The organism is Streptomyces sp. NPDC060184 (assembly GCF_042728795.1).
Classification (GTDB): Bacteria; Actinomycetota; Actinomycetes; order Streptomycetales; family Streptomycetaceae; genus Streptomyces.
Genome location: NZ_JBHWYX010000035.1, coordinates 1 through 19,908, shown reverse-complemented (window position 1 = coordinate 19,908; position 19,908 = coordinate 1). Strand labels below are relative to the sequence as shown.

The 19,908-nt window shown below is 73.4% G+C and carries 18 protein-coding genes; 9 read left to right on the top strand and 9 right to left on the bottom strand.

Annotated elements, in window-relative coordinates; all coding sequences use genetic code 11:
- Positions 1–7: 7 nt before the first annotated feature.
- Positions 8–1,030, bottom strand: coding sequence for a Gfo/Idh/MocA family protein (locus ACFWEE_RS22600; RefSeq protein ID WP_386891566.1), 1,023 nt, complete (start codon positions 1,028–1,030; stop codon positions 8–10).
- Between the two features lie 82 nt (positions 1,031–1,112).
- Between ACFWEE_RS22600 and ACFWEE_RS22595 the strand changes: the two genes are divergently transcribed.
- Positions 1,113–2,495, top strand: a complete 1,383-nt coding sequence (locus ACFWEE_RS22595; RefSeq protein WP_386891564.1) for a multidrug effflux MFS transporter — start codon at positions 1,113–1,115, stop codon at positions 2,493–2,495.
- A gap of 225 nt (positions 2,496–2,720) precedes the next feature.
- Here ACFWEE_RS22595 and ACFWEE_RS22590 read toward each other — a convergent pair whose 3' ends face one another.
- On the bottom strand, positions 2,721–4,079 hold the full coding sequence (locus ACFWEE_RS22590) for a hypothetical protein (RefSeq protein ID WP_386891562.1): 1,359 nt from the start codon (positions 4,077–4,079) through the stop codon (positions 2,721–2,723).
- A gap of 186 nt (positions 4,080–4,265) precedes the next feature.
- Here ACFWEE_RS22590 and ACFWEE_RS22585 point away from each other — a divergent pair, with 186 nt between their 5' ends.
- The gene (locus ACFWEE_RS22585) at positions 4,266–5,261 is read left to right on the top strand and encodes a small ribosomal subunit Rsm22 family protein (protein WP_386891561.1); all 996 of its coding nucleotides are present in this window, start codon (positions 4,266–4,268) and stop codon (positions 5,259–5,261) included.
- A 119-nt stretch (positions 5,262–5,380) separates the two neighbouring features.
- Here the strand turns inward: ACFWEE_RS22585 and ddaH are convergent, their stop codons facing one another.
- Entirely contained in the window at positions 5,381–6,217 is an 837-nt protein-coding gene (ddaH, locus tag ACFWEE_RS22580) for a dimethylargininase (protein ID WP_386891559.1), read from the bottom strand.
- Between the two features lie 322 nt (positions 6,218–6,539).
- On the opposite strand from ddaH, the gene ACFWEE_RS22575 reads away from it, so the two are divergent.
- A complete protein-coding gene (locus ACFWEE_RS22575) occupies positions 6,540–7,283 on the top strand; it encodes a bifunctional DNA primase/polymerase (RefSeq protein ID WP_386891558.1) in 744 nt (247 codons plus the stop codon).
- A gap of 55 nt (positions 7,284–7,338) precedes the next feature.
- On the opposite strand, the gene ACFWEE_RS22570 is transcribed toward ACFWEE_RS22575, so the two are convergent.
- Complete coding sequence (locus ACFWEE_RS22570; RefSeq protein WP_386891556.1) at positions 7,339–8,328, bottom strand: hypothetical protein; 990 nt, start codon at positions 8,326–8,328, stop codon at positions 7,339–7,341.
- 172 nt (positions 8,329–8,500) lie between these two features.
- Here ACFWEE_RS22570 and ACFWEE_RS22565 point away from each other — a divergent pair, with 172 nt between their 5' ends.
- Positions 8,501–9,172 carry a PhzF family phenazine biosynthesis protein gene (locus ACFWEE_RS22565; protein WP_386891555.1) on the top strand — a complete coding sequence of 224 codons (672 nt, stop codon included), beginning with the start codon at positions 8,501–8,503 and terminating at the stop codon, positions 9,170–9,172.
- 53 nt (positions 9,173–9,225) lie between these two features.
- Here ACFWEE_RS22565 and ACFWEE_RS22560 read toward each other — a convergent pair whose 3' ends face one another.
- Together ACFWEE_RS22560 and map are read right to left on the bottom strand one after the other, a co-directional pair.
- Positions 9,226–9,912: a heme oxygenase (biliverdin-producing) gene (locus ACFWEE_RS22560; RefSeq protein ID WP_386891553.1), complete on the bottom strand. Its 687-nt coding sequence runs from the start codon at positions 9,910–9,912 to the stop codon at positions 9,226–9,228.
- A gap of 226 nt (positions 9,913–10,138) precedes the next feature.
- On the bottom strand, positions 10,139–10,996 hold the full coding sequence (map, locus tag ACFWEE_RS22555) for a type I methionyl aminopeptidase (protein WP_386891552.1): 858 nt from the start codon (positions 10,994–10,996) through the stop codon (positions 10,139–10,141).
- Positions 10,997–11,053: 57 nt separating this feature from the next.
- Here map and ACFWEE_RS22550 point away from each other — a divergent pair, with 57 nt between their 5' ends.
- Positions 11,054–11,278, top strand: a complete 225-nt coding sequence (locus ACFWEE_RS22550; RefSeq protein WP_386891551.1) for a hypothetical protein — start codon at positions 11,054–11,056, stop codon at positions 11,276–11,278.
- A gap of 20 nt (positions 11,279–11,298) precedes the next feature.
- Here ACFWEE_RS22550 and ACFWEE_RS22545 read toward each other — a convergent pair whose 3' ends face one another.
- Together ACFWEE_RS22545 and ACFWEE_RS22540 are read right to left on the bottom strand one after the other, a co-directional pair.
- Positions 11,299–12,639, bottom strand: coding sequence for an MFS transporter (locus ACFWEE_RS22545; RefSeq protein WP_386891549.1), 1,341 nt, complete (start codon positions 12,637–12,639; stop codon positions 11,299–11,301).
- Positions 12,640–12,784: 145 nt separating this feature from the next.
- The gene (locus tag ACFWEE_RS22540; protein WP_386891547.1) at positions 12,785–13,387 is read right to left on the bottom strand and encodes a hypothetical protein; all 603 of its coding nucleotides are present in this window, start codon (positions 13,385–13,387) and stop codon (positions 12,785–12,787) included.
- A gap of 162 nt (positions 13,388–13,549) precedes the next feature.
- Between ACFWEE_RS22540 and npdG the strand changes: the two genes are divergently transcribed.
- Positions 13,550–14,260, top strand: a complete 711-nt coding sequence (gene npdG, locus ACFWEE_RS22535) for an NADPH-dependent F420 reductase (RefSeq protein ID WP_386891545.1) — start codon at positions 13,550–13,552, stop codon at positions 14,258–14,260.
- Between the two features lie 161 nt (positions 14,261–14,421).
- On the top strand, positions 14,422–14,595 hold the full coding sequence (locus ACFWEE_RS22530; protein ID WP_386891544.1) for a hypothetical protein: 174 nt from the start codon (positions 14,422–14,424) through the stop codon (positions 14,593–14,595).
- A 67-nt stretch (positions 14,596–14,662) separates the two neighbouring features.
- On the opposite strand, the gene ACFWEE_RS22525 is transcribed toward ACFWEE_RS22530, so the two are convergent.
- A complete protein-coding gene (locus tag ACFWEE_RS22525; protein WP_386891543.1) occupies positions 14,663–15,487 on the bottom strand; it encodes a site-2 protease family protein in 825 nt (274 codons plus the stop codon).
- Between the two features lie 248 nt (positions 15,488–15,735).
- Between ACFWEE_RS22525 and ACFWEE_RS22520 the strand changes: the two genes are divergently transcribed.
- A complete protein-coding gene (locus ACFWEE_RS22520; protein WP_386891542.1) occupies positions 15,736–19,230 on the top strand; it encodes a BTAD domain-containing putative transcriptional regulator in 3,495 nt (1,164 codons plus the stop codon).
- Positions 19,231–19,350: 120 nt separating this feature from the next.
- On the top strand, positions 19,351–19,746 hold the full coding sequence (locus ACFWEE_RS22515) for a Rid family hydrolase (RefSeq protein ID WP_386891541.1): 396 nt from the start codon (positions 19,351–19,353) through the stop codon (positions 19,744–19,746).
- Positions 19,747–19,908 lie beyond the last annotated feature (162 nt).

The window sequence follows — 19,908 nt, the reverse complement described above, 5'->3', positions numbered from 1 at the left end:
CGAACCGTCAGGCAGTCGGCTCCACGACGGAGTCGGACGGATAGCGGACGCCGATGCGGTCCCGTACCGCGTCGAGCGTCCGCATCACCGCGAGCGAACCGTCCAGCGGCACCAGCGGGGACTCGGTCTCGCCCGCCCGCAGCGCGCGCATCACCTCGACCGCCTCGTACTGCATCCCGGACAGCCCCTGGGGACCGGGGCCCGTGACGATCTTCTCCGGTGCCGGGTCCGCGGCGTCCGCGCGGTACAGGAGGAAGTGGTCGGGGTGGAAGAAGCTGTGCGGGAAGTCGATCCGGCCCCTGGTGCCGATGACGGTCGCCATCGTGGGGTGGTGGCCCACGATCGAGCAGGAGAGCAGGGCGGTCGCGCCCGAGTCCCAGCCCAGCAGCATCCCGGTGTTCAGGTCCGTGCCCTCGGGGGAGAGCAGCGCGTCCGCCTGCACCCGGTCCGGCTCGCCCAGCAGCAGCTGCGCGAACGACACCGGGTAGACCCCCAGGTCCAGCAGCGCGCCGCCGCCCAGTGCGGGGTTGCGCAGCCGGTGCTCGGGGCCCACGTCACCCGCGAACCCGAAGTCCGCCTGGACGGTGCGGATCTCGCCGATCGCGCCGTCGCGCACCAGCTCCGTCATGCGGCGGACGACCGGGTTGAGGTACGTCCACATGGCCTCCATCAGGAACAGCCCGCGCTCCCGGGCGAGCTCGACCAGCTCACCTGCCTGGCGCGCGTCCAGCGTGAACGCCTTCTCGCAGAGCACGTGCTTTCCGGCGCGGAGCGCCAGCGCGGTCGCCTCGTAGTGGGCGGAGTGCGGAGTTGCGACATACACCACATCGACGGCTTCGTCCGCGACGAGCTCGGCCCAGCTTCCGTAGGCTCGTTCGATACCGAACCGCTCGGCGAACGCCCGGGCCGACTCCTCGGTGCGCGAGGCCACCGCGACCACCTCGGCGTCCGGCAGTCCCAGCAGATCCTTGGTGAAGGTCGCGGCTATGCCGCCCGTCGCCAATATGCCCCAACGCACAGTCCCGCTCATGCCCCGCCCTCGATATTGGGTTACGACCAGTCGGCCCGAGCTGAGAGCATAGATGCGGATTTCAACGATGTGGAGATGAAGCATGCCGGACAGCGGCGGAAGCCGGGCCCAGCGAGAGCAAGAGCACATACCTACGGCGGGAACCGGTCAACTGATCACCGGGCCCGCCGTTCCCCACCCCGCGCCGAGCCCCGACGGCCCGGCCCTTTCCGGTCTCACCGGCCTCCCGGCCGCCCCGGCGGCAGCCGTCCGGCGGACCGCGTTCCTGGTGACCCTGGTGCTCGGCGGCCTCACCGCGCTGCCGGCCCTGTCCATGGACATGTACCTGCCCGCGCTGCCCGACGTCACCGACGCGCTGCACGCCCCGGCCGCCACCGTCCAGCTCACGCTGACCGCCTGCCTCCTCGGCATGGCCCTCGGCCAGCTCGTCGTCGGACCGATGAGCGACCGGTGGGGCCGCCGCGGACCGCTCCTGACCGGCATGGTCGTTTACGTCGTCGCCACGGCGGTCTGCGCCATCGCCCCCAACGCCGAGATGCTGATCGGCTGCCGCCTGCTGCAGGGCCTCGCGGGCTCGGCCGGCATCGTGATCTCCCGGGCCGTCGTGCGCGACCTCTACGACGGCATCGAGATGGCCAAGTTCTTCTCGACCCTGATGCTGATCTCGGGCGTCGCCCCGATCGTCGCCCCGCTGATCGGCGGACAGGTGCTGCGGATCACGGACTGGCGCGGCGTCTTCGTCGTCCTCACCGTCGTCGGCGTGCTGCTGACCCTCGTCGTGTGGAAGAGCCTGCACGAGACGCTGCCGCCGGAGGAACGTCACACCGGCGGCGTCGCCGAGGCCCTGCGCACCATGCGCGGCCTCTTCGGCGACCGGGTCTTCATCGGCTACACGATCGCCGGCGGGCTCGCCTTCGCGGCCCTCTTCGCCTACGTCAGCGCCTCCCCGTTCGTCATCCAGGAGATCTACGGCGCCTCCCCGCAGACCTTCAGCCTGCTCTTCGGCCTCAACTCGGTCGGCCTCATCGTCGTGGGCCAGATCAACGGCCGGCTGCTGGTCGGCCGGGTCAGCCTCGACCGGGTCCTGCTCTTCGGGCTCGCCGTGATCCTGGCCGCGGCCGTCGCGCTGCTGCTGATGACCAGCGGCGTCTTCGGCGAGGTGGGGCTCGCCCCCGTCGCCGGGACGCTCTTCGTCCTGATGTCCGCGATGAGCCTGGCCCTGCCCAACACCAACTCGCAGGCGCTGATGCGCTCCAAGCACGCGGCGGGCTCCGCCTCCGCGCTGCTCGGCACCTCGTCGTTCCTCATCGGCGCGATCGCCTCGCCGCTGGTGGGCATCGCGGGGGAGGACACGGCCGTCCCGATGGCCCTCGTCCAGACCATCTGCGCCGCGGCGGCCATGGTCTGCTTCCTGGTGCTGTGCCGCCCCTGGGAGCGGCGCGGCCGGACGGACGGCGGCCTGTAGGGCCCATCGGCCCCCGCCCCAGGGCCTTTTGGCCCCTGCCCCCGTGATCCGCGCAGGCAGGACCTTTCGGCCCCGCCTCCGAGATCCGCGCGCCACGACGGGCCCGGGACACCGGGCCCGTCGCCGTACGTCGGGGCGCGTACGTCCGGGGCGCGTACGTCCGGAGGCGTACGCCCGGGTGCGCGTACCGCCGGAGCGCGTACGTCCGAGGGCGCGGGCCGCCGGTCAGCCGGCGCGCGGGTACCCGATGAGATGCTGCCGGTCGTCGCGGTCCGTCGTACGGAAGATCCCCACCCCGGTCGTCTCCACCACCGGCAGCCGTACGTTGCGGGCGAGCGGCTCGTCCGCCCCGTCGACGAAGTTCACCATCACCGGCACGCCGCCCCCGGCCAGCGCCTCGTCCGCGTCCCGCACGTTCCGGGCGCCGTACGCGATCCCGTCGTCGGTCACCGAGGCGAGCGTCACATGGGACGAGCCGTCCTCGTCCTCCAGGCAGTACCCCACCTTGGCCACCAGGTCGAACGCCAGGTTCCCGGCGATCAGGTAGTCGCCCGACGGCGGGACGACCGCCTGCGGGAAGCGGCCCGGCTGTATGGCCGGACGGTGGCACTCGACCGACACCAGCGCCTTGCCGCTCGCCGCGTCGTGCACCGTCCACAACTCGTGGGTCGCCGCCCGCTTCGAGGACTTCTCCGGCTGCCACTTCGCCAGCACCAGCCCCGCCGCCACCGACGTCGGCACCCCGGTGGCCGGATCGGCCCCCTTGGGCGCCACGTTCCGGCTGTACCAGCCGCCCGGCACCCAGAACTCCCGCGCCCCGCTCACCAGCAGCCCCCGCGGGGTCTGGCCGGCCACCTCCGTCAGCTTCCGGCAGTCGGCGCAGCCCTTGGGGTACTTCAGCTCCGACGCCGCGATCTTCGAGGTCTCGCCGGTCACCGGGTCGATCAGCGCCACGTTCGCGTGCGCGTCGGAGATCACGATGTCCGGGCCGCTCGCGGAGACCGCCGGAGCGCCGTTCCACGGCAGCTCCACATGGTGGCGGTCGCCATTGGTCGCCGCGTACACGTCGAGTGAGATGAACGTCTCGGACGGGGCGAGCCCGTCGCCCGCCGTCCCGTACGACCAGGTGACGAAGAACTGCCGGTCCTCGCGGGAGACGGTCAGCAGCCGGGGATAGCTCTCCGGGTCCAGCGTCTGGCGTGCCTCGCTCCGCCACCCCAGCTTCCCGGTGGCCGTGTCGAGGGTGCGCACCCGGTAGCGGTGGTCCGCCGAACGCTCCAGGTAGGCCAGGGTTCCCGTCGGCCAGGAGAAGGCGATGTCGGGCGACGCGCCGACCACCTCCCAGCCGCTGTCCGTCGTGTACTGCGGAGGGACGTTGAGCACGGTCCGCGCCCCGGACGCGCCCGGCACGGGTTTCGCGGCGGCCGAAACGGAGGCCGCCGGAGTCGTGGCGCCGCTCTTGCCCTCCCCGCCGCCAGAGCCGTCGCCGTCCGAGGAGCCTTTGCCGCAGGTCGCCAGCAGCAACAGGAGCGCCAGGAAGACCACCCCGCCGACCAGAGTCAGTCGAACGATCCTCTGTCTCATGGGTCCCCCCGTCGCGCCTTCGCGGGTCTCGCGGCGGTCAGCGTAGCAACTGCCACATGGGCAAGCGGAGTTACGCGTCTGCCTGTCGCCCACCCGTGACCGGACGGGCACCACCGGCCGCCGGAGACCCCGCCCCCACCTCCCTCGCCGGGCCGGGTCGGCGCGCCCCGCGCATAGAATTTCTCGGTGAACGTCACCCTCCCCACCGCCGAAGCCCTGCGCGCGGCCCTCGCCGGTCTGCTCGACGGGCTGCCGCCCAAGCAGGCGACCCAGGCCGTCGACCGGCTGATCGCCAGCTACCGCGGGACGACCCCGACCGACGCGCCGGTGCTGCGGGACCGGGCGGACGTCGTCGCCTACGCCGCGTACCGGATGCCCGCGACCTTCGAGGCCGTACGGGCCGCCCTGGACGCGCTCGGCGAGGCCGCCCCCGACTGGCGGCCGGCCACCCACACCGACGTCGGCGGCGGTACCGGCGCGGCGAGCTGGGCCGTCGCCGGGGCGTGGGACGGGCCGGAGACCACCGTCCTGGACTGGGCCGAGCCCGCCCTCGCGCTCGGCCGCGAGCTGGCCGAGGCCGGTGGACCCCCCGGGCTGCGGACCGCCCGCTGGCAGCGCGCCCGGATCGGCGCGGCGCTGGAGCTGGCCCCCACGGACCTGGTGACCGTCTCGTACGTACTCAAGGAGCTGACCCCCGCAGCCAGGACCGAGCTGGTCGACGCGGCGGCCGGTGCCGCGCAGGCCGTCGTCGTCGTGGAGCCCGGCACCCCCGACGGGTACGCGCGGGTGATCGAGGCGCGCGACCGGCTGATCGCCGCCGGGCTGACCGTGGCCGCGCCCTGCCCGCACAGTGCCGCCTGCCCCATCGAGCCGGGCACCGACTGGTGCCACTTCTCCGCCCGGGTCAGCCGCTCCTCCCTGCACCGGCAGGTCAAGGGCGGGACGCTGAGCCACGAGGACGAGAAGTTCTCCTACGTCGTCGCGACCCGCTTCCCCGTCGAACCGGTGGCCGCCCGGGTCACCCGCCGGCCGCAGATCCGCAAGGGCCAGGTCCTGCTGGAGCTCTGCACCCGGGACGAGGCCCTGCGGCGCGAGACGGTCACCAAGCGCCACGGCGCGCTCTACCGGGCGGCCCGGGACACCGACTGGGGCGACGCCTGGCCGCCGCCCGGGGAGGACTGACCTCCCGGGACCCGGCCGCCCGCGACCCCGGGACCCCTACCGCCCGGAACCCGGAACCCGACCGCCCGGGCCCCGGGCCCCGGGCCCCGGGCCCCGGGACCGACCGCCCGGACCACCGCTCACGGAGCCGGTGCGCTCACCGGCCCCCGCAGCTCCTGGGTGCAGCACTTCACGCTGCCGCCGCCTTTCAGCAGCTCGCTCAGGTCCATCGGCACCGGTTCGAAGCCCCGGTCCCTCAGCGGGTCGAACAGCCCCGTCGCGGCCTGCGGCAGCAGCACGTGCAGCCCGTCGCTGACCGCGTTCAGGCCGAACGCGGCGGCGTCCGGCTCCCCGGCGATCAGGGCGTCGGGGAAGAGCCGGGTCAGCACGGCCCGGCTGCCGGGCGAGAAGGCCGCGGGGTAGTACATGATCTCGTCCGCCGCCTCGTCGAGCACGCAGAGCGCCGTGTCCAGGTGGTAGTAGCGCGGGTCCACCAGATCCAGGCCGATCACCGGCCGGCCGAAGAACTCCTGCGCCTCGTCGTGCGCGAGCGGGCTGGACCGGAACCCCGTCCCGGCCAGCACGAAGGACGAGGTGACGGCGAAATCGCCCTCGCCCTCGTTCACGTGCTCCGGTTCGTGGATCTCGTCGTAGCCGTGCGTCCGGAACCACTCACGGTGCGCCTCGGCCTCGCCGTGCCGCTCCTGGTGCGCGAAGAGCGCGCCGAGCACCCGCCCGTCGATCACGGTGGCGCCGTTGGCGGCGAAGACCATGTCCGGCAGACCGGGCAGCGGCGCCAGCTCCTCCACCGTGTGGCCGAGGGAGCGGTAGCGGTCGCGGAGGTCCTCCCACTGCGTCTGCGCCAGCGGCAGATCGACCGGCTTGGAGGGGTCCATCCACGGGTTGATGGAGTAGGTGACCCGGAAGTGCGCCGGGGCGCACATCAGATAGCGACGAGGGGTGGCGTCACGGTGCACGGGGGCTCCTCACGAACGGCGGCCTCGGCCGCGGCACGGTGGGGGAACGCGCGGTCTGCGCGTGAGCCCATGGTGCGCCGCGCGGGCCCCGGTCCGCAGTGCGCCGATCGGGTGAGCGTGCGCGGTGGCGCGGCGCGGAAGGACGGGGCGCCGCACACGCCTTTGGCCACGCCGCGAGGGGGAGGATGCCCGCCGATGACCCGGTATCGGGCGTGATGTCCCTCACTCGGGGTGGTGGTGTCCCGCCCCGCTGGTGAACTCTGGCCACCCGGAGCGCAGGATGGTGGGACCATGGACGGGTAACGCTGAGGTGAGGGGATAGATGGGCGCCGATTCCGGCCGCAAACGCGGCACAGAGGGCAAGATTTCCCAGTGGCTGCGGCGACGGCCCAAGCAGGGGACCGATGCCGACGGCTCGGCCCGACTGGGCATGCTCCTCGCCGTCGCCGACGCGGGGATGCCGATCTCGCCCGCCGCCCACCCGCTCGGACACCGATGTTCGTGCGAACGCATCGGATGCCCCACCCCCGCCCGTCACCCCGTGTCGTTCGCCTGGCAGACCCAGTCGACCACCGACCGCGCGCAGATCGAACGCTGGGCCGAGGGCCAGCCGCTGGCGAACTTCATCACCGCCACCGGGATGGTCCACGACGTACTCGACGTCCCGCTCTCCGCCGGAGTCAACGCCCTGGAGCGGCTCACCGGACGTGGGATCGACGTCGGACCCGTCGCCCGCTCCGGCGACGACCGGATGCTCTTCTTCACCGCCACCCGCGGCACCCCCGAGGACGAGGACGAGTGGTGGCCCTGCGAGCTGGACTCGCACCCCGAGACCACGGACGAGCACCCCGGCCTGCGCTGGCACTGCCGCGGCAGCTACGTCCTGCTCCCGCCCGCCCGTCTCCCCGGTGACCTCGACGTCCAGTGGGTGCGCGGCCCCGAGCACCCGCTGCCGGACCCGCTGACCCTGCTGGAGGCGCTGACCGACGCCTGCGCCGCCTACGCGGACAGCGACGAGGCGACCGGCCTGGACCCGGCCGCGGTGGCCTGGCCGCTGGGCCGCTGAGGCGGACGACGGCCCTCCCGCTTCGTCGCCGGCCGTCCTGCTTGCCGGGGCCGTCCTACTCGCCGGTCGCCGCGACCAGGCCCGGCAGCCGGTTCAGTACGGTCACCTTCGCGCCCCCGGCGGCGCCCCGCGCGGGCACCCGTACCAGCTGGCTGGAGACGCGCTCCTTGGTGAGGGTGCTCTTCACCTCGCCCGTGAGCAGCGCCCGGGTGTCCCGGTTCACCTCGGGCTTCAGACCCGGGGCGGCCGTCTGGCGCTCGTAGTGCCTGCTGCTGAAGAAGACCAGCGCCCCGCCGTCCTTCGTCGCGAGCCCGAACGGGCGGAACGCGCCGTCCAGCGGGCGGTCGACGTACTGGAACGAGAACCCCGGCTTCTTCGTCGCCGCGCGTGCGGCCCGCCAGCCAGAGGTCGTCGAGCCCGCCGTGAACACGTCCGGCGCCCCGGTGGACAGGTAACCGGTGTACGAGGTGCTCAAGTCCTCTGGCCGCACCGCGAGTTCGGCGCCCATGGCCTCGGCGGGCTTCGCCAGCCCGTCCGCGTCCAGCGCGAACTCCGGTACCTGCGAAGGCGCTACGACCCCGAGATAGGGCACCGTCCACAGCGCGTCCGGTCCGGTCCGCTCGAAGACCAGCAGCCAGCGGGTGTCCTGGTCGCCCTTGTCCACGTCACGGTTGGAGTCGGCGTTCGCGAAGAAGTACCGCGGCCAGCCCGCCTTCTTGGGTATGACGTAGTGCGTGTCCGACAGCTCCAGCGGATCACGCGCCGCCGCGGCGTCCTTGTCGGTGTACGTGGACCGGGCCTTCAGCCCCGCCTGGTTGACCGCCCCGAGCGCCCCGGTCACCCGCTCCGCGTCCAGCGCGGGATCGACCGCCGCGTTCGCCTTGTTGTACGCCGTGAGGAAGTCCTTCAGGGCTTGGTCCGCCTCGGACTTCGTCGCCGCGGGCACCTGCTCCAGCTCCCCGTGCACCGTCACGCAGCCGCTCGCCGTCATGCCCAGTACCGTCGCCACCGCGAGCCCCGCCGCCGACCGACCCAGCCTTCTCATCCGTTGCCTTCTGCGCCTTCTGATCCGTCGTCCGCACTGACCGTCCGAACCCTACCGGGGCGAGGAAGCGTGCGAGGGCGAGGAACCGATAAACCCCCGGGGGCAGCCGTCACGCGCGGTGCCGCACCCCTTCCGGGACGACCGGCTCCCGAACGAATGCTTGAATGCCGGTATGAGTGAATTCGACGTACCCGACGGCATCGACGTCCTGCGGGTGTTCTGCGCCCCCGACGGCCGGTACGGGAACGCCCTCGGGGTCGTACGGGACGGGCGCGACCACCCGGACGACGCCGCGCGCCAGGCCCTCGCCACCGAGCTGGGCTTCAGCGAGACGGTCTTCGTGGACGACCCGGAACGCGGCCGGGTGGACATCTGGACCCCGGGGCTCCGGCTGCCGTTCGCCGGGCACCCGCTCGTCGGCAGCGCCTGGCTGCTCGACCTGGAGATCCTGGAGCTGGAGGTGGGGGACGTCTTCGCCCGCCAGGACGGCGAGTTCACCTGGATCACCGCCCGCCCGGAGTGGGCGCCGCCGAGGGAACTCGCGCGGTACGACTCCGCCGCCGAGGTCGACGCGCTGACCGGGCCCCCGCCGGGGGAGGGCTGGCTGTACGTATGGGCCTGGGAGGACGAGGCGGCGGGACGGGTACGCGCACGGGCGTTCCCCCGCCGCGGCGACGGCATCACCGAGGACGAGGCGACCGGAGCCGCCGCCCTGCTGCTCACCGCACGGCTCGGCCGCGCGCTCAACATCACCCAGGGGCGCGGCTCCCAGATCCTGACCGCGCCCGCACCGGACGGCACGGTGGAGATCGGCGGCCGGGTCGTGCTCGCCGTACGGAGCTGACACACGCGCCGGGCGGGTGGCCGGCCACCCGCCCGGCCCTTTCGGCCTTCCCGTCAGGCGCTGAGCGGGAAGACTTCCCCCAGCTCCCGGAAGACGGCCGTGTTGAGCGCGAAGGCGCGCTTGCACTCGTCCACGATGCGCTGCCGCTCCAGCTCGTCGGCGTCGACCGCGTCCAGCAGCTCGCGGTAACCCCGCTTGAAGGCGGCCGGGTTGGCGATCTCCTCGAAGACGTAGAACCGCACCCCGTCGCCCTTGTGCGCGAACCCCCAGGTCTTCTCGGCCCGGTCGCGGATGATCTGGCCGCCGGAGAGGTCGCCGAGGTAGCGGGTGTAGTGGTGTGCTATGTAACCGGCGGGCCAGTCGCGGGCGCAGGCGGCGACCCGCCCGGCGTACGCGGCGGTGGCCGGCAGCGGCTCCAGGCCCTCGCGCCACTCCGGCCCCCGCAGGTGCGCCAGGTCCCGCTCCAGTTCGGAGAGCCGCATCAACGGGGCCTGTATGAAGGGCCCCGCGACCGGGTCACGTCGCAGCCGCTCGGCCCCTTCCTCCAACGCGCGGTACACGAACCACAGTTGCTCGGTGTAGCGGGTGTACGCGGCCACCCCCAGGCGCCCGCCGAGCAGGTCGCCCATGAAGGTCGAGGTCTCCGCCTCCGTGTGCTGCTCGTGGGACGCGGTGCGGATGACCGTGGAGAAGGGGGTGGCGGAGGGGAGCGGGGTGACGGTGCCGGCGGACGTGTCCAAAGCGGGCCTCCGGGGGCCGAGGGAACGGGAAACCGGGAACGGGCGGCAAAGGCGCGTGGCTCCCACGACCCCGATCCTCATGCTTAGGCTTGCCTAAGTCAACATGTTGCCGACGCCCTGTCGGTAAACGCTCCGTGCCCGGAAAAGCGCGCGCCCGGTGGCCCGGACCGGACGTCACCGGTCCCGGCCACCGGGCGCGCGCTCGTGTCGGAGGTACCCGACGGCCCTACGGCAGGGTGAGGATGTCCGCTCCGGTCTCCGTCACCACCAGGGTGTGCTCGAACTGGGCGGTCCGCTTGCGGTCCTTGGTCAGCACGGTCCAGCCGTCGTCCCACATGTCGTACTCGTGGGTGCCCAGGGTCAGCATCGGCTCGATGGTGAACGTCATCCCCGGCTTCATCACGGTGGTGGCGTGCGGGCTGTCGTAGTGCGGCACGATCAGGCCGGAGTGGAACGAGGTGTTGATGCCGTGCCCGGTGAAGTCCCGCACCACGCCGTAGCCGAAGCGCTTGGCGTACGACTCGATGACCCGCCCGATGACGTTGATCTGGCGGCCGGGACGGACCGCCTTGATGGCCCGGTTCAGCGACTCCCGGGTGCGCTCCACCAGCAGCCGCGACTCCTCGTCCACGTCGCCGCAGAGGTAGGTGGCGTTGTTGTCGCCGTGCACGCCGTTGATGTACGCCGTCACGTCGAGGTTCACGATGTCACCGTCGCGCAGCACCGTCGTGTCGGGGATGCCGTGGCAGATGACCTCGTTGACCGACGTGCACAGGGACTTGGGGAAGCCGCGGTAGCCGAGCGTCGACGGGTACGCGCCGTGGTCGACCATGAAGTCGTGGGCCACCCGGTCCAGTTCGTCGGTGGTGACGCCGGGCGCGATGTGCTTGGCGGCCTCCTCCATCGCCTGCGCGGCGATCCGCCCCGCGACGCGCATCCGCTCGACGGTGTCGGAGTCCTGGATCTCCGGGCCGGTGTACGGCTTCGGACCCGGCTTGCCCACGTACTCGGGGCGCCGGATATTTCCGGGTACGGAACGGACGGGAGAGATCTCCCCGGGTGCGAGCAGCGACTGACCAGACATGTCGGCGAGTCTAACCAGCGGCCCTGGGGCAAGCTGGCCATGAGGAAAGGAGTCCCGATGGCCCTGTTCAAGAAGCGCACCGTCGGCAAACCGGGCGAGTGGTACTACTGCCTGGAGCACAAGAAGGTCGAGGAAGGCCCCGAGTGCCCGGCGAAGGACCGCTTCGGCCCGTACGCCTCGCGCGAGGCGGCGCAGCACGCCATGGACACCGCGCAGGAGCGGAACCTGGAGTGGGACACCGACCCCAAGTGGCACGACCGCAAGCGGCCCCCGGCCTCCTGAACCCCGCGCGGTGACCGCGCTCAGAACGCCGGCACCCCCGGCGCGGCGGGCGCGTCCGGGTCCGCCGGGGCGGCTGTCGCGGCGTCCCGGCGCCGCACGGCGTCCTCGTCGGTGGCGGAGTCGTACCGGAGCAGCTTCGGGAGCGCCGCCGTCAGCAGGGCCACCGAGGCGACGCAGGCGACCCCGCCGGTCCAGACCGCCGAGCGGGTGCCGGTCCAGCCCGCCATCGCCCCGGCCCGGACCTGGCCGAGTTGCGGGCCGACGCTGTAGGAGAGCACCTCGATACCGGCCAGTCGCCCCCGCAGCTCCTCCGGGATGGTCTGGTTCCAGATGGCTGAGCGGCCGAGCCCGCTCAGCATGTCGCCCGCGCCCGCGACGCCCAGGCAGACCAGCACCGGCCAGACGCTGTCGAAGAGCCCCGCGCCCGCGATGGCCAGCCCCCAGGCGGCGGCCCCGAACACCACGAAGAGCCCGTGCCGCCGCACCCGGGAGGTCCAGCCGCTGGTCAGCCCCAGCACCAGCGACCCCACCGACCCCGCGGCATACATCAGCCCCAGCGACCAGGGGGCGTCGAGGTCGTCCGCGAGGAACGGGAAGACCGCGTTCGGGAAGGCGAAGAACATCGCCGCCAGGTCGATCGCGTACGTCCCCAGCAGCACCGGCCTGCTCCACGCGTACGCCGCCCCCTCGGCGATCCCGCGCAGCGAGGGCTTCTGCGCGTCGCGGGCGGGCGGCGCGGGGGTGAGCCGCAGGCAGAGGACGACCGAGACGGTGAAGGTCACGACGGTGACCGCGTACGCGGTGGCGTGCCCGGCGTAGGCGACGACCAGGCCCGCCAGGGCCGGCCCCGCGATCGCGCCCGCCTGCCAGCGCAGGGCGTTCAGCGCGGCGGCGGCCGGCAGGTGCTCGTGCGGCACGATCCGCGCCAGCAGCGAGTCGAGCGCGGGCCGCTGGAGCCCGGCGAGCGCCGAGACGCCCCCGGCCACGACGTACAGCGGCCAGAGCAGCGGGTCCGGCAGCAGCGCGTTGACCAGCAGGATCACGGCCAGCACACCGAGCCCGGCCTCCGTGCCGAGGATGACCTTGCGGCGGTCCGCGGCGTCCGCGAGCGCCCCGCCGTAGAGCCCGAAGACCACCAGCGGCACGAGTTCGACCGCCCCCATCGCCCCGACCGCCAGCGGGGACCCGGTCAGCTCCTTGATCTGGAGCGGCAGCGCGATCAGCGCCATGAAACTGCCGAAGTACGTGATCAGCCCCTGGCCCCAGAGCAGCCGGAAGTCGGCGGAGGCGTGCCAGGGGGCGAGGTCGGGGAGGAGGGAGCGGAGGGTACGGGAAGCGCGGCGCGGGCGCGGGTCGTTCACGAGAGATCATGGTCCGGCCCCCGAGGGGTCCGGCGCAACCCCTCCTCGGCCCCCGGCACCCGCCCGACCAGCGAAGACGTCCGGGAGGCGGGGCGGCGGAGCCACCAGCGAACCGACGGCGGGTGGCCGCGGCGCGTGTCTGTGCCTACCACCGTGCCGGTGGTGGTGCCGTGAGCCGGTCCGCGAGCCGTGAGAGCCGGTCCCGGAACGAACGCCGCCCGTGCGCCGAGGGCCGCCCGGTCTCCCCGGCCGCCGCGCTCACCAGATGCTGCACGGTGTCCAGGTCCACGTCGTCCTGCTCGGTCACCACCAGCGCCTCGTGACCGAGCCCCCGTACCTCGGGATCGCCGCCGCCCAGCGTGAGGACGGTCGCCCCCGAGCGCCTGGCGTCCCACACCCGCTCCATCAGCCCGCCGTCCGGCCGCTCGGGCGCCACCAGCAGCAGCGTCTCGCCGCGCCCGGCCGCCTCGATCCGGCCCAGCCCCACCGCCAGATGCGCCGGGTCGGCCGGCCGCACCCGGTGGCGTACCAGCGTGGGTGTCAGCTCCGGCAGCCCCGACCACGTCGCCTCGTCGACCAGGTGCGCCGCCAGGTGCCAGGGCTCGTACGCCTCGGTCCCGACCAGCAGCAGCCCGCCGCCCTGCGGGACGACGGACGAACGCAGGGCCCCGGCGAACCGGCGGGCCGCGCCCGGCCACTCGGTCCCGGCGAGCACCTCACGCAACAGCGCCACGCGCACGGCATCCATGGCCCGGCATCATGCAGCAGCCCGCGGGCGTCGCGCAGCCGGACACGGAAGGTGCACCCGTACGGGACGCCTGCGGCACGCGCCCGGGACAGGTGCCGGACGTTCGCGTACGGGCCGGGGTGTGCCGTCGGAGAGCCGGTACTCCGCAGTAGTGTCGGGGCCATGACTACCCACGACAGTGCAGGCGCGCCCAAGGCGCCCGCCAAGGACCCCTGGGACCTGCCCGACGTCTCCGGACTCACCGTCGGCGTGCTCGGCGGCACCGGGCCGCAGGGCCGCGGACTCGCCTATCGCCTCGCCCGCGCCGGGCAGCGCGTGACCATCGGCTCCCGCGACGCCGCCCGCGCCGCCGAGGCCGCCGCCGAACTCGGACTCGGCATCGAGGGCGCGGACAACGCCGCCTGCGCGCTCCGCAGCGACATCGTGATCGTCGCCGTGCCGTGGGAGGGCCACGCCAAGACGCTGGAGTCGCTGCGCGCGGAGCTCGCGGGCAAGCTCGTCGTCGACTGCGTCAACCCGCTCGGCTTCGACAAGAAGGGCGCCTACGCCCTCAAGCCGGAGGAGGGCAGCGCCGCCGAACAGGCCGCCGCGCTGCTGCCCGACTCCCGTGTCACCGCCGCCTTCCACCACCTCTCGGCGGTGCTGCTCCAGGACGCCGACATCGACGAGATCGACACCGACGTGATGGTGCTGGGCGAGGCACGCGCCGACACCGACATCGTGCAGGCCCTCGCCGGCCGCATCGCGGGCATGCGCGGCGTCTTCGCCGGACGGCTGCGCAACGCCCACCAGGTCGAGTCGCTGGTCGCCAACCTGATCTCGGTCAACCGCCGGTACAAGGCACACGCGGGACTGCGCGCCACCGACGTGTGAGCCGTGGACGGCGTGATCCACGGATCGTGTGATCAGTGGATCGTGTGATCCGTAGATCGTTACGGAACACCGGCGGGACGGCCCGTACCCGCGGCGGAACGGAACGGGGCATGAGGGACACTGGACGGGACCGCGCACCACCCCGGACAGGAGCCGCCCCCATGCCCCGCATCGCCCTCTACCCGCTCGTCGTCTGCGTCCTCGCCGTCGTCGCCGCGGTGGTCTCCTTCGCCCAGGGCAGCCTGCTCGGCATCCTCTGGGTACTGGTGGCGGGGCTCTCCTCCAACATGACCCTCTACTACGTGCGCCGTCACCGCGCGACCAGCGGAAGCTGACCGCCGGGTCCGCTCGGGGGCGGCAGAGCGGCGGGGCGTCGGGGCCGGGGGGCACGGCCTGCCCGCCCTACCCGGACAGCGCCGCCGACAGCGCCTCGCAGCGGAGGTCCTGCTGATCGGAGAACGCCTGCCAGAAGCGGTAGGTGTCCAGCCCGCAGTACGTCTCGAAGTCGCTGACCCCGAGCCCCCGCAGCAGCGCGTCCACGGCGTCGAAGAACACGGCGTTCACCTCCGGCACCCACAGCAGCCCGAACACCGCGATCAGCCCGAACGGCGCGAACGGCTCCACCTGGCGCCGGACCTTGTACGACAGCCAGGGTTCGATCACCCCGTACCCGTCCAGCCCCGGCACCGGTACGAAGTTGAGGATCGCGGCCGTGACCTGGAGCAGCGCCAGGAACGCCAGCGCGAACCGGAACACCATCGGCACCCCGTCGAGGCCGCCCAGCCAGAACGGTGCCGTGCAGACGACGGCGAACAGGACGTTCGTCAGCGGCCCCGCGGCCGAGATCAGACTGTGCTTCCACCGCTCCCGGATACGGCCCCGCTCGATGTAGACCGCACCGCCGGGCAGCCCGATGCCACCCATGATCACGAAGAGCACCGGCAGCACGATGCTGAGCAGCGCGTGCGTGTACTTCAGCGGGTTGAGCGTCAGATAGCCCTTCTCGGCGATCGAGATGTCCCCGCTGTGCAGCGCCGTGCGGGCGTGCGCGTACTCGTGGAGGCAGAGCGACACGATCCAGCCACCCGTGACGAACAGGAAGACCGCGAACCCGGTCTGCTCGGCGAACCCCGTCCACACGGCCACGCCGGCCACGGCCGTGACGGCGACGATCCCGAGGAAGATCGGGCTGATGCGCCGGTCGCGGCGGTCGATCGCAGTGGTCATGCGACGAGAGTAGGGCCTTTCGTCCGGATCGGGACGGGCTCGCTGCGCACCGGGTCCCGGACCGCCGGGCCTCCCGCCAACTCCCCTGCTCCCGAACGAAGTCACTTCGAAGCTCATCGGTACGGTCAAACCGTCGTCCCGTGCGGAGCGCCACCGAGTGCCGCCGGGGACGGCCCGACGCCACGCGAGCTATCGGAATATATCGGGTGGCTGTGCGAGTCCCGATCCCCTTCACGGACAATGGCCCCGTGCGCTACTGCATCCTCGGTACGACCCAGGTACTTCGCGACGACGGCACGGCCGTCGCCCTCGGCGGGGCGCGGCTGCGTGCCCTGCTCACGGTCCTCGCCCTGAGCCCCGGCCGGGCGGTCCCGGTGACGGTGCTCGTGGACGAGGTCTGGGACGGTGAGCCGCCCGCCGACGCGCCGGGGGCCGTCCAGGCGCTCGTGGGCCGGCTGCGCCGGGCGCTCGGCCGGGAGGCCATCGCCTCCGTCGAGAACGGCTACCGGCTCGCCGCCGGACCCGACGCGGTCGACCTGCACCGGTTCGAGCGGCTGACGGGTGAGGGGAGCCGGGCACTCGAGGACGGTGACGGAGCGAAGGCGCTCGACGCGCTCGACGCCGCCCTCGCCCTGTGGCGCGGCCCCGCCTTCGCCGATCTGCCCGACCGCACCGCCGTCGCCGCCCGCTGGGAGGCCCGGCGGCTCGCGGCCCGCCGTGCCCGGGGCAGCGCCCACCTCGCGCTCGGCCGCGCCGAGGAGGCGCTGCCCGAGCTGGTCGCGCTCTGCGCCGACCACCCGCTGGACGAACCGCTCCAGGCGCTGCGCATCCGCGCCCTGCACCACGCGGGCCGCACCGCGCAGGCCCTCGCCGTGTACGAGGAGGTGCGTACCCTGCTCGCCGCCCGGCTCGGTACCGATCCCGGCGCCGAACTGCGCTCGCTGCACACGGAGTTGCTGCACCACGGCAGTGCCCCGCCGGTCCGCCCGGTGGCGGGTGCCGCCCGCCCGGGACATGCCGGTGACCGCCCCGCCGCTCAGGCCCGCCCGCTCGGCCCCGACGTACGGACGCCCGCGAGCGGCGTCCCGGACGTCCGTACCCCCGCCGCCCCGGCGGCCCTGCCGCCGCTGCGTGCGCCGTCCGGAAACATCCGGGCCCGGCTCACCAGTTTCGTCGGCCGCGAGGCGGACATCGCCACGCTGCGCGAGGACCTCGACCGGTCCCGGCTCGTGACGCTCCTCGGCCCGGGTGGCGCGGGCAAGACCCGGCTCTCGCAGGAGGCCGCCGAGACCGTTGCCGCCAACTGGCCGGACGGCGTGTGGCTGGCCGAACTCGCCCCCGTGGACGACCCCGAGGCCGTGCCCGAAGCGGTGCTCTCCGCACTCGACGCCCGCGAGACCGTGCTGCGCGGCGCCGGTGCCGAGGAGATGCGCGTCGCCGAGGGAGGCACCGTGAGCCCCCTCGTACGCCTCACCGAGCACTGCGCGCGCCGCAGGATGCTCCTGCTGCTCGACAACTGCGAGCACGTCGTCGGTGCCGCCGCCGCGCTCGCCGACCACCTCCTCGCCCGCTGCCCCGGCGTCACCGTCCTCGCGACGAGCCGCGAACCCCTCGGCGTACCGGGTGAGTTCGTCCGCCCGGTCGAACCCCTGCCGGACCCCACGGCGCTCCGCCTCTTCGAGGAGCGCGGCAACGCCGCCCGGCCCGGCTTCCGGAGCGACGCGGACCCGGCGACCGCCGCGGCCAGTGCCGAGATCTGCCGCCGCCTCGACGGACTGCCCCTCGCCATCGAACTCGCCGCCGCCCGGCTGCGGATGCTCAGCCCCCGGCAGATCGCCGACCGGCTCGACGACCGCTTCCGCCTCCTCTCCAGCGGCAGCCGCACGCTGCTGCCCCGCCAGCAGACCCTGCGCGCCGTCGTCGACTGGTCCTGGGACCTGCTCGACACGGCCGAACGCGCCGTACTGCGCCGGATGTCGGTCTTCGCGGGCGGCTGCTCCCTCACGGCGGCGGAGGAGGTCTGCTCGCTGCGCGCGGGCGACGCCGGCGACGCGGTCGGCGCCGGCCCTACCAGCGGTACCGGCGGGCAAGAGGAGGTGGACGTCCGTGACGTCGCCCTGCTCCTCGGTTCACTCGTCGACAAGTCCCTCGTCGTCGCCGAGGAGCCGGGCGACGGCGAGATGCGCTACCGGCTGCTGGAGACCGTGGGGGAGTACGCCTCCGAGCGGCTGGACGAGGCGGGCGAGCGCGCCGCCGTCGACCGTTCCCACCTCGTGTACTACCGCGAGCTGGCCCGTACCACCGGCCCCCGGCTGCGCGGCGCCGGACAGCGGGCCGCCCTGGACCTGTTCCGGCGCGAGTACGAGAACCTGCGTACCGCCTTCCGGCACGCGGCGGCCCTGGAGGACGAGCACGAGTGCCTCTGCATCATCCTGTCCATGGGCTCGTACTGGATGCTGCGCGATCTGCGCGACGAGGCCCGTCAGTGGGCCGACACGGCCGCGGCGCTGGGCCCCGACCCGTTCGCCCCGCCCGGCTCTCCGGCGCCCTCGCTGCACGAACAGTGCACGGACAAGCCGCCGCCGATGGAGCCCGACCAGCTCCAGGAGGCCCGGCGCGGGGTGCGGCTCATCCAGATCGCCAACATGGACCACGAGATGGACCTGTGGATGACCGAGGAGAGCATGGAGCGGCTCCGGATCATCGCCCGCACCTACCAGCCCGGCCAGCCGCAGATCTGCCGTTCGCCGGGGTCGCTCTGGATCTTCGCCGTCATCCTCACCGGTGAGCGGCACGAACTCCGCGACGTGATGGACGAGACCGTGCGCACCTGCCGGGAGCACGGCTACACGTGGGAGCTGGGGTCGGCGCTCCAGACACGGGCCAACCTGCTCGCCAACCAGGCCGACACGACGGAGGTGGCCCGCGCCGACGCGGACGAGAGCCTGGAGATCTTCACGCGGCTGGGGGACGCGTGGGGTTCCGCCGAGGCACTGGCCTCGCGCGGCGAGGCCAACGAGCAGGCGGGCAAGTACGGGGAGGCCGCCGAGGACTACGTCGCCGCCATGGGGTACGCCGAACAGCTCGGCGCGCAGTCGCAGGTGGCCGTGTTGCGCACCCGGTACGCGAACATCCTCGCGGAGACCGGGCGGGAGGCGGAGGCGGAGACCATCCTCCGCGAGGTCATCGGCCTGGACCGGACGGGCGTCGGGCACGAGGCCACGCCCTTCGCCCGGATGCACCTGGGCATGCTCCTCGGCCGCACCGGGCGCTACGCCGAGGCGCGCGAGCAGATGGAGCTGCTGGCGGCGGAGTTCCACTCGCAGACGCTGGCCCTCTTCGAGGGCTTCGTCATGGGCGTGGTGGCGTGGATCGACAACGAGGAGGGGCTGTACGCGCAGGCCCTGGACCGCGCGATCAAGGCGGTGGAACGCGCCAACGACCGGCTGGCGCAGATGGTCGCGCCCCAGATGACCTCCATCCACCTCGTGTCGGCGGCCTGGGCGATGGCGGGGCTCGGCAGCGAGGAGAGCGCCCGGGACGCCGCCCGGGTGCTCGGCACACAGGCCGGCCGTCTCTCTCCCCTCCACGTGCCCACCCGGGTGGAGCGGCAGAACCTGGCCAGTGCCGAGAGAGCGGCGCGCGCGGTGATCGGGGACGCGGCCTACGAAGCGGCCTACGCGGAGGGCGGCGACCTCTCCCTGGAGGAGGCCACCGCCCTGGCGTACGCGCACAACCGCTGAAGGCCGTCGGCCGGGAGGAGGCGGGTTCGTGGAGCGACACGCCCATTCCGGACGGGTCCGGAGGGGGCCGCGGGCCGGGTGATTGCCTGGTCCCGCGATCCGACCGGAAGGGCGGGAGAGATGGGCGTTCACGAGATCGGTCCACGCATGGTGGGCGAGAGGCTGATGTACAACCGCGCGGTCCGGGTCGAGTCCCCCCGGAACTGGCTCTTCGTCTCCGGGCACGAGGCCCGCGACGAGGACGGCGCCATCGCCTGCGCGGGGGACATGGCCGGGCAGATGAGGCTCACCCTGGTACGGCTCGGGCAGACCGTGGCCGAAGCGGGAATGACGATGGCGGACGTCGTGCAGATTCGGATCTTCACCACCGACCTGGCCGACTGCAAGGCCCACTACGCGGTCCTCCTGGACGGACTCGCCGCGGTCCGCTGCCGTCCGGCCAGCCTGCTGGCCGAGGTCAGTGCCCTGTCCGACCCCGACATGCTCATCGAGATCGAGGCCGTCGCGGTGAGCTGAGCCGTCCCGCCGCGTCCCGCGCGCGGGCCGCTCGCGCACGGGAGCACGAGGACGAGCGCATGGGCGAGAGCACCGGCGCGGTACCCGCCGGCCGAGTCCGGGCCCGCGTCACCGCGCACCGAGCCGCGACCGGAACCACGCGTCGCGCCGTCCGCCCCGCGC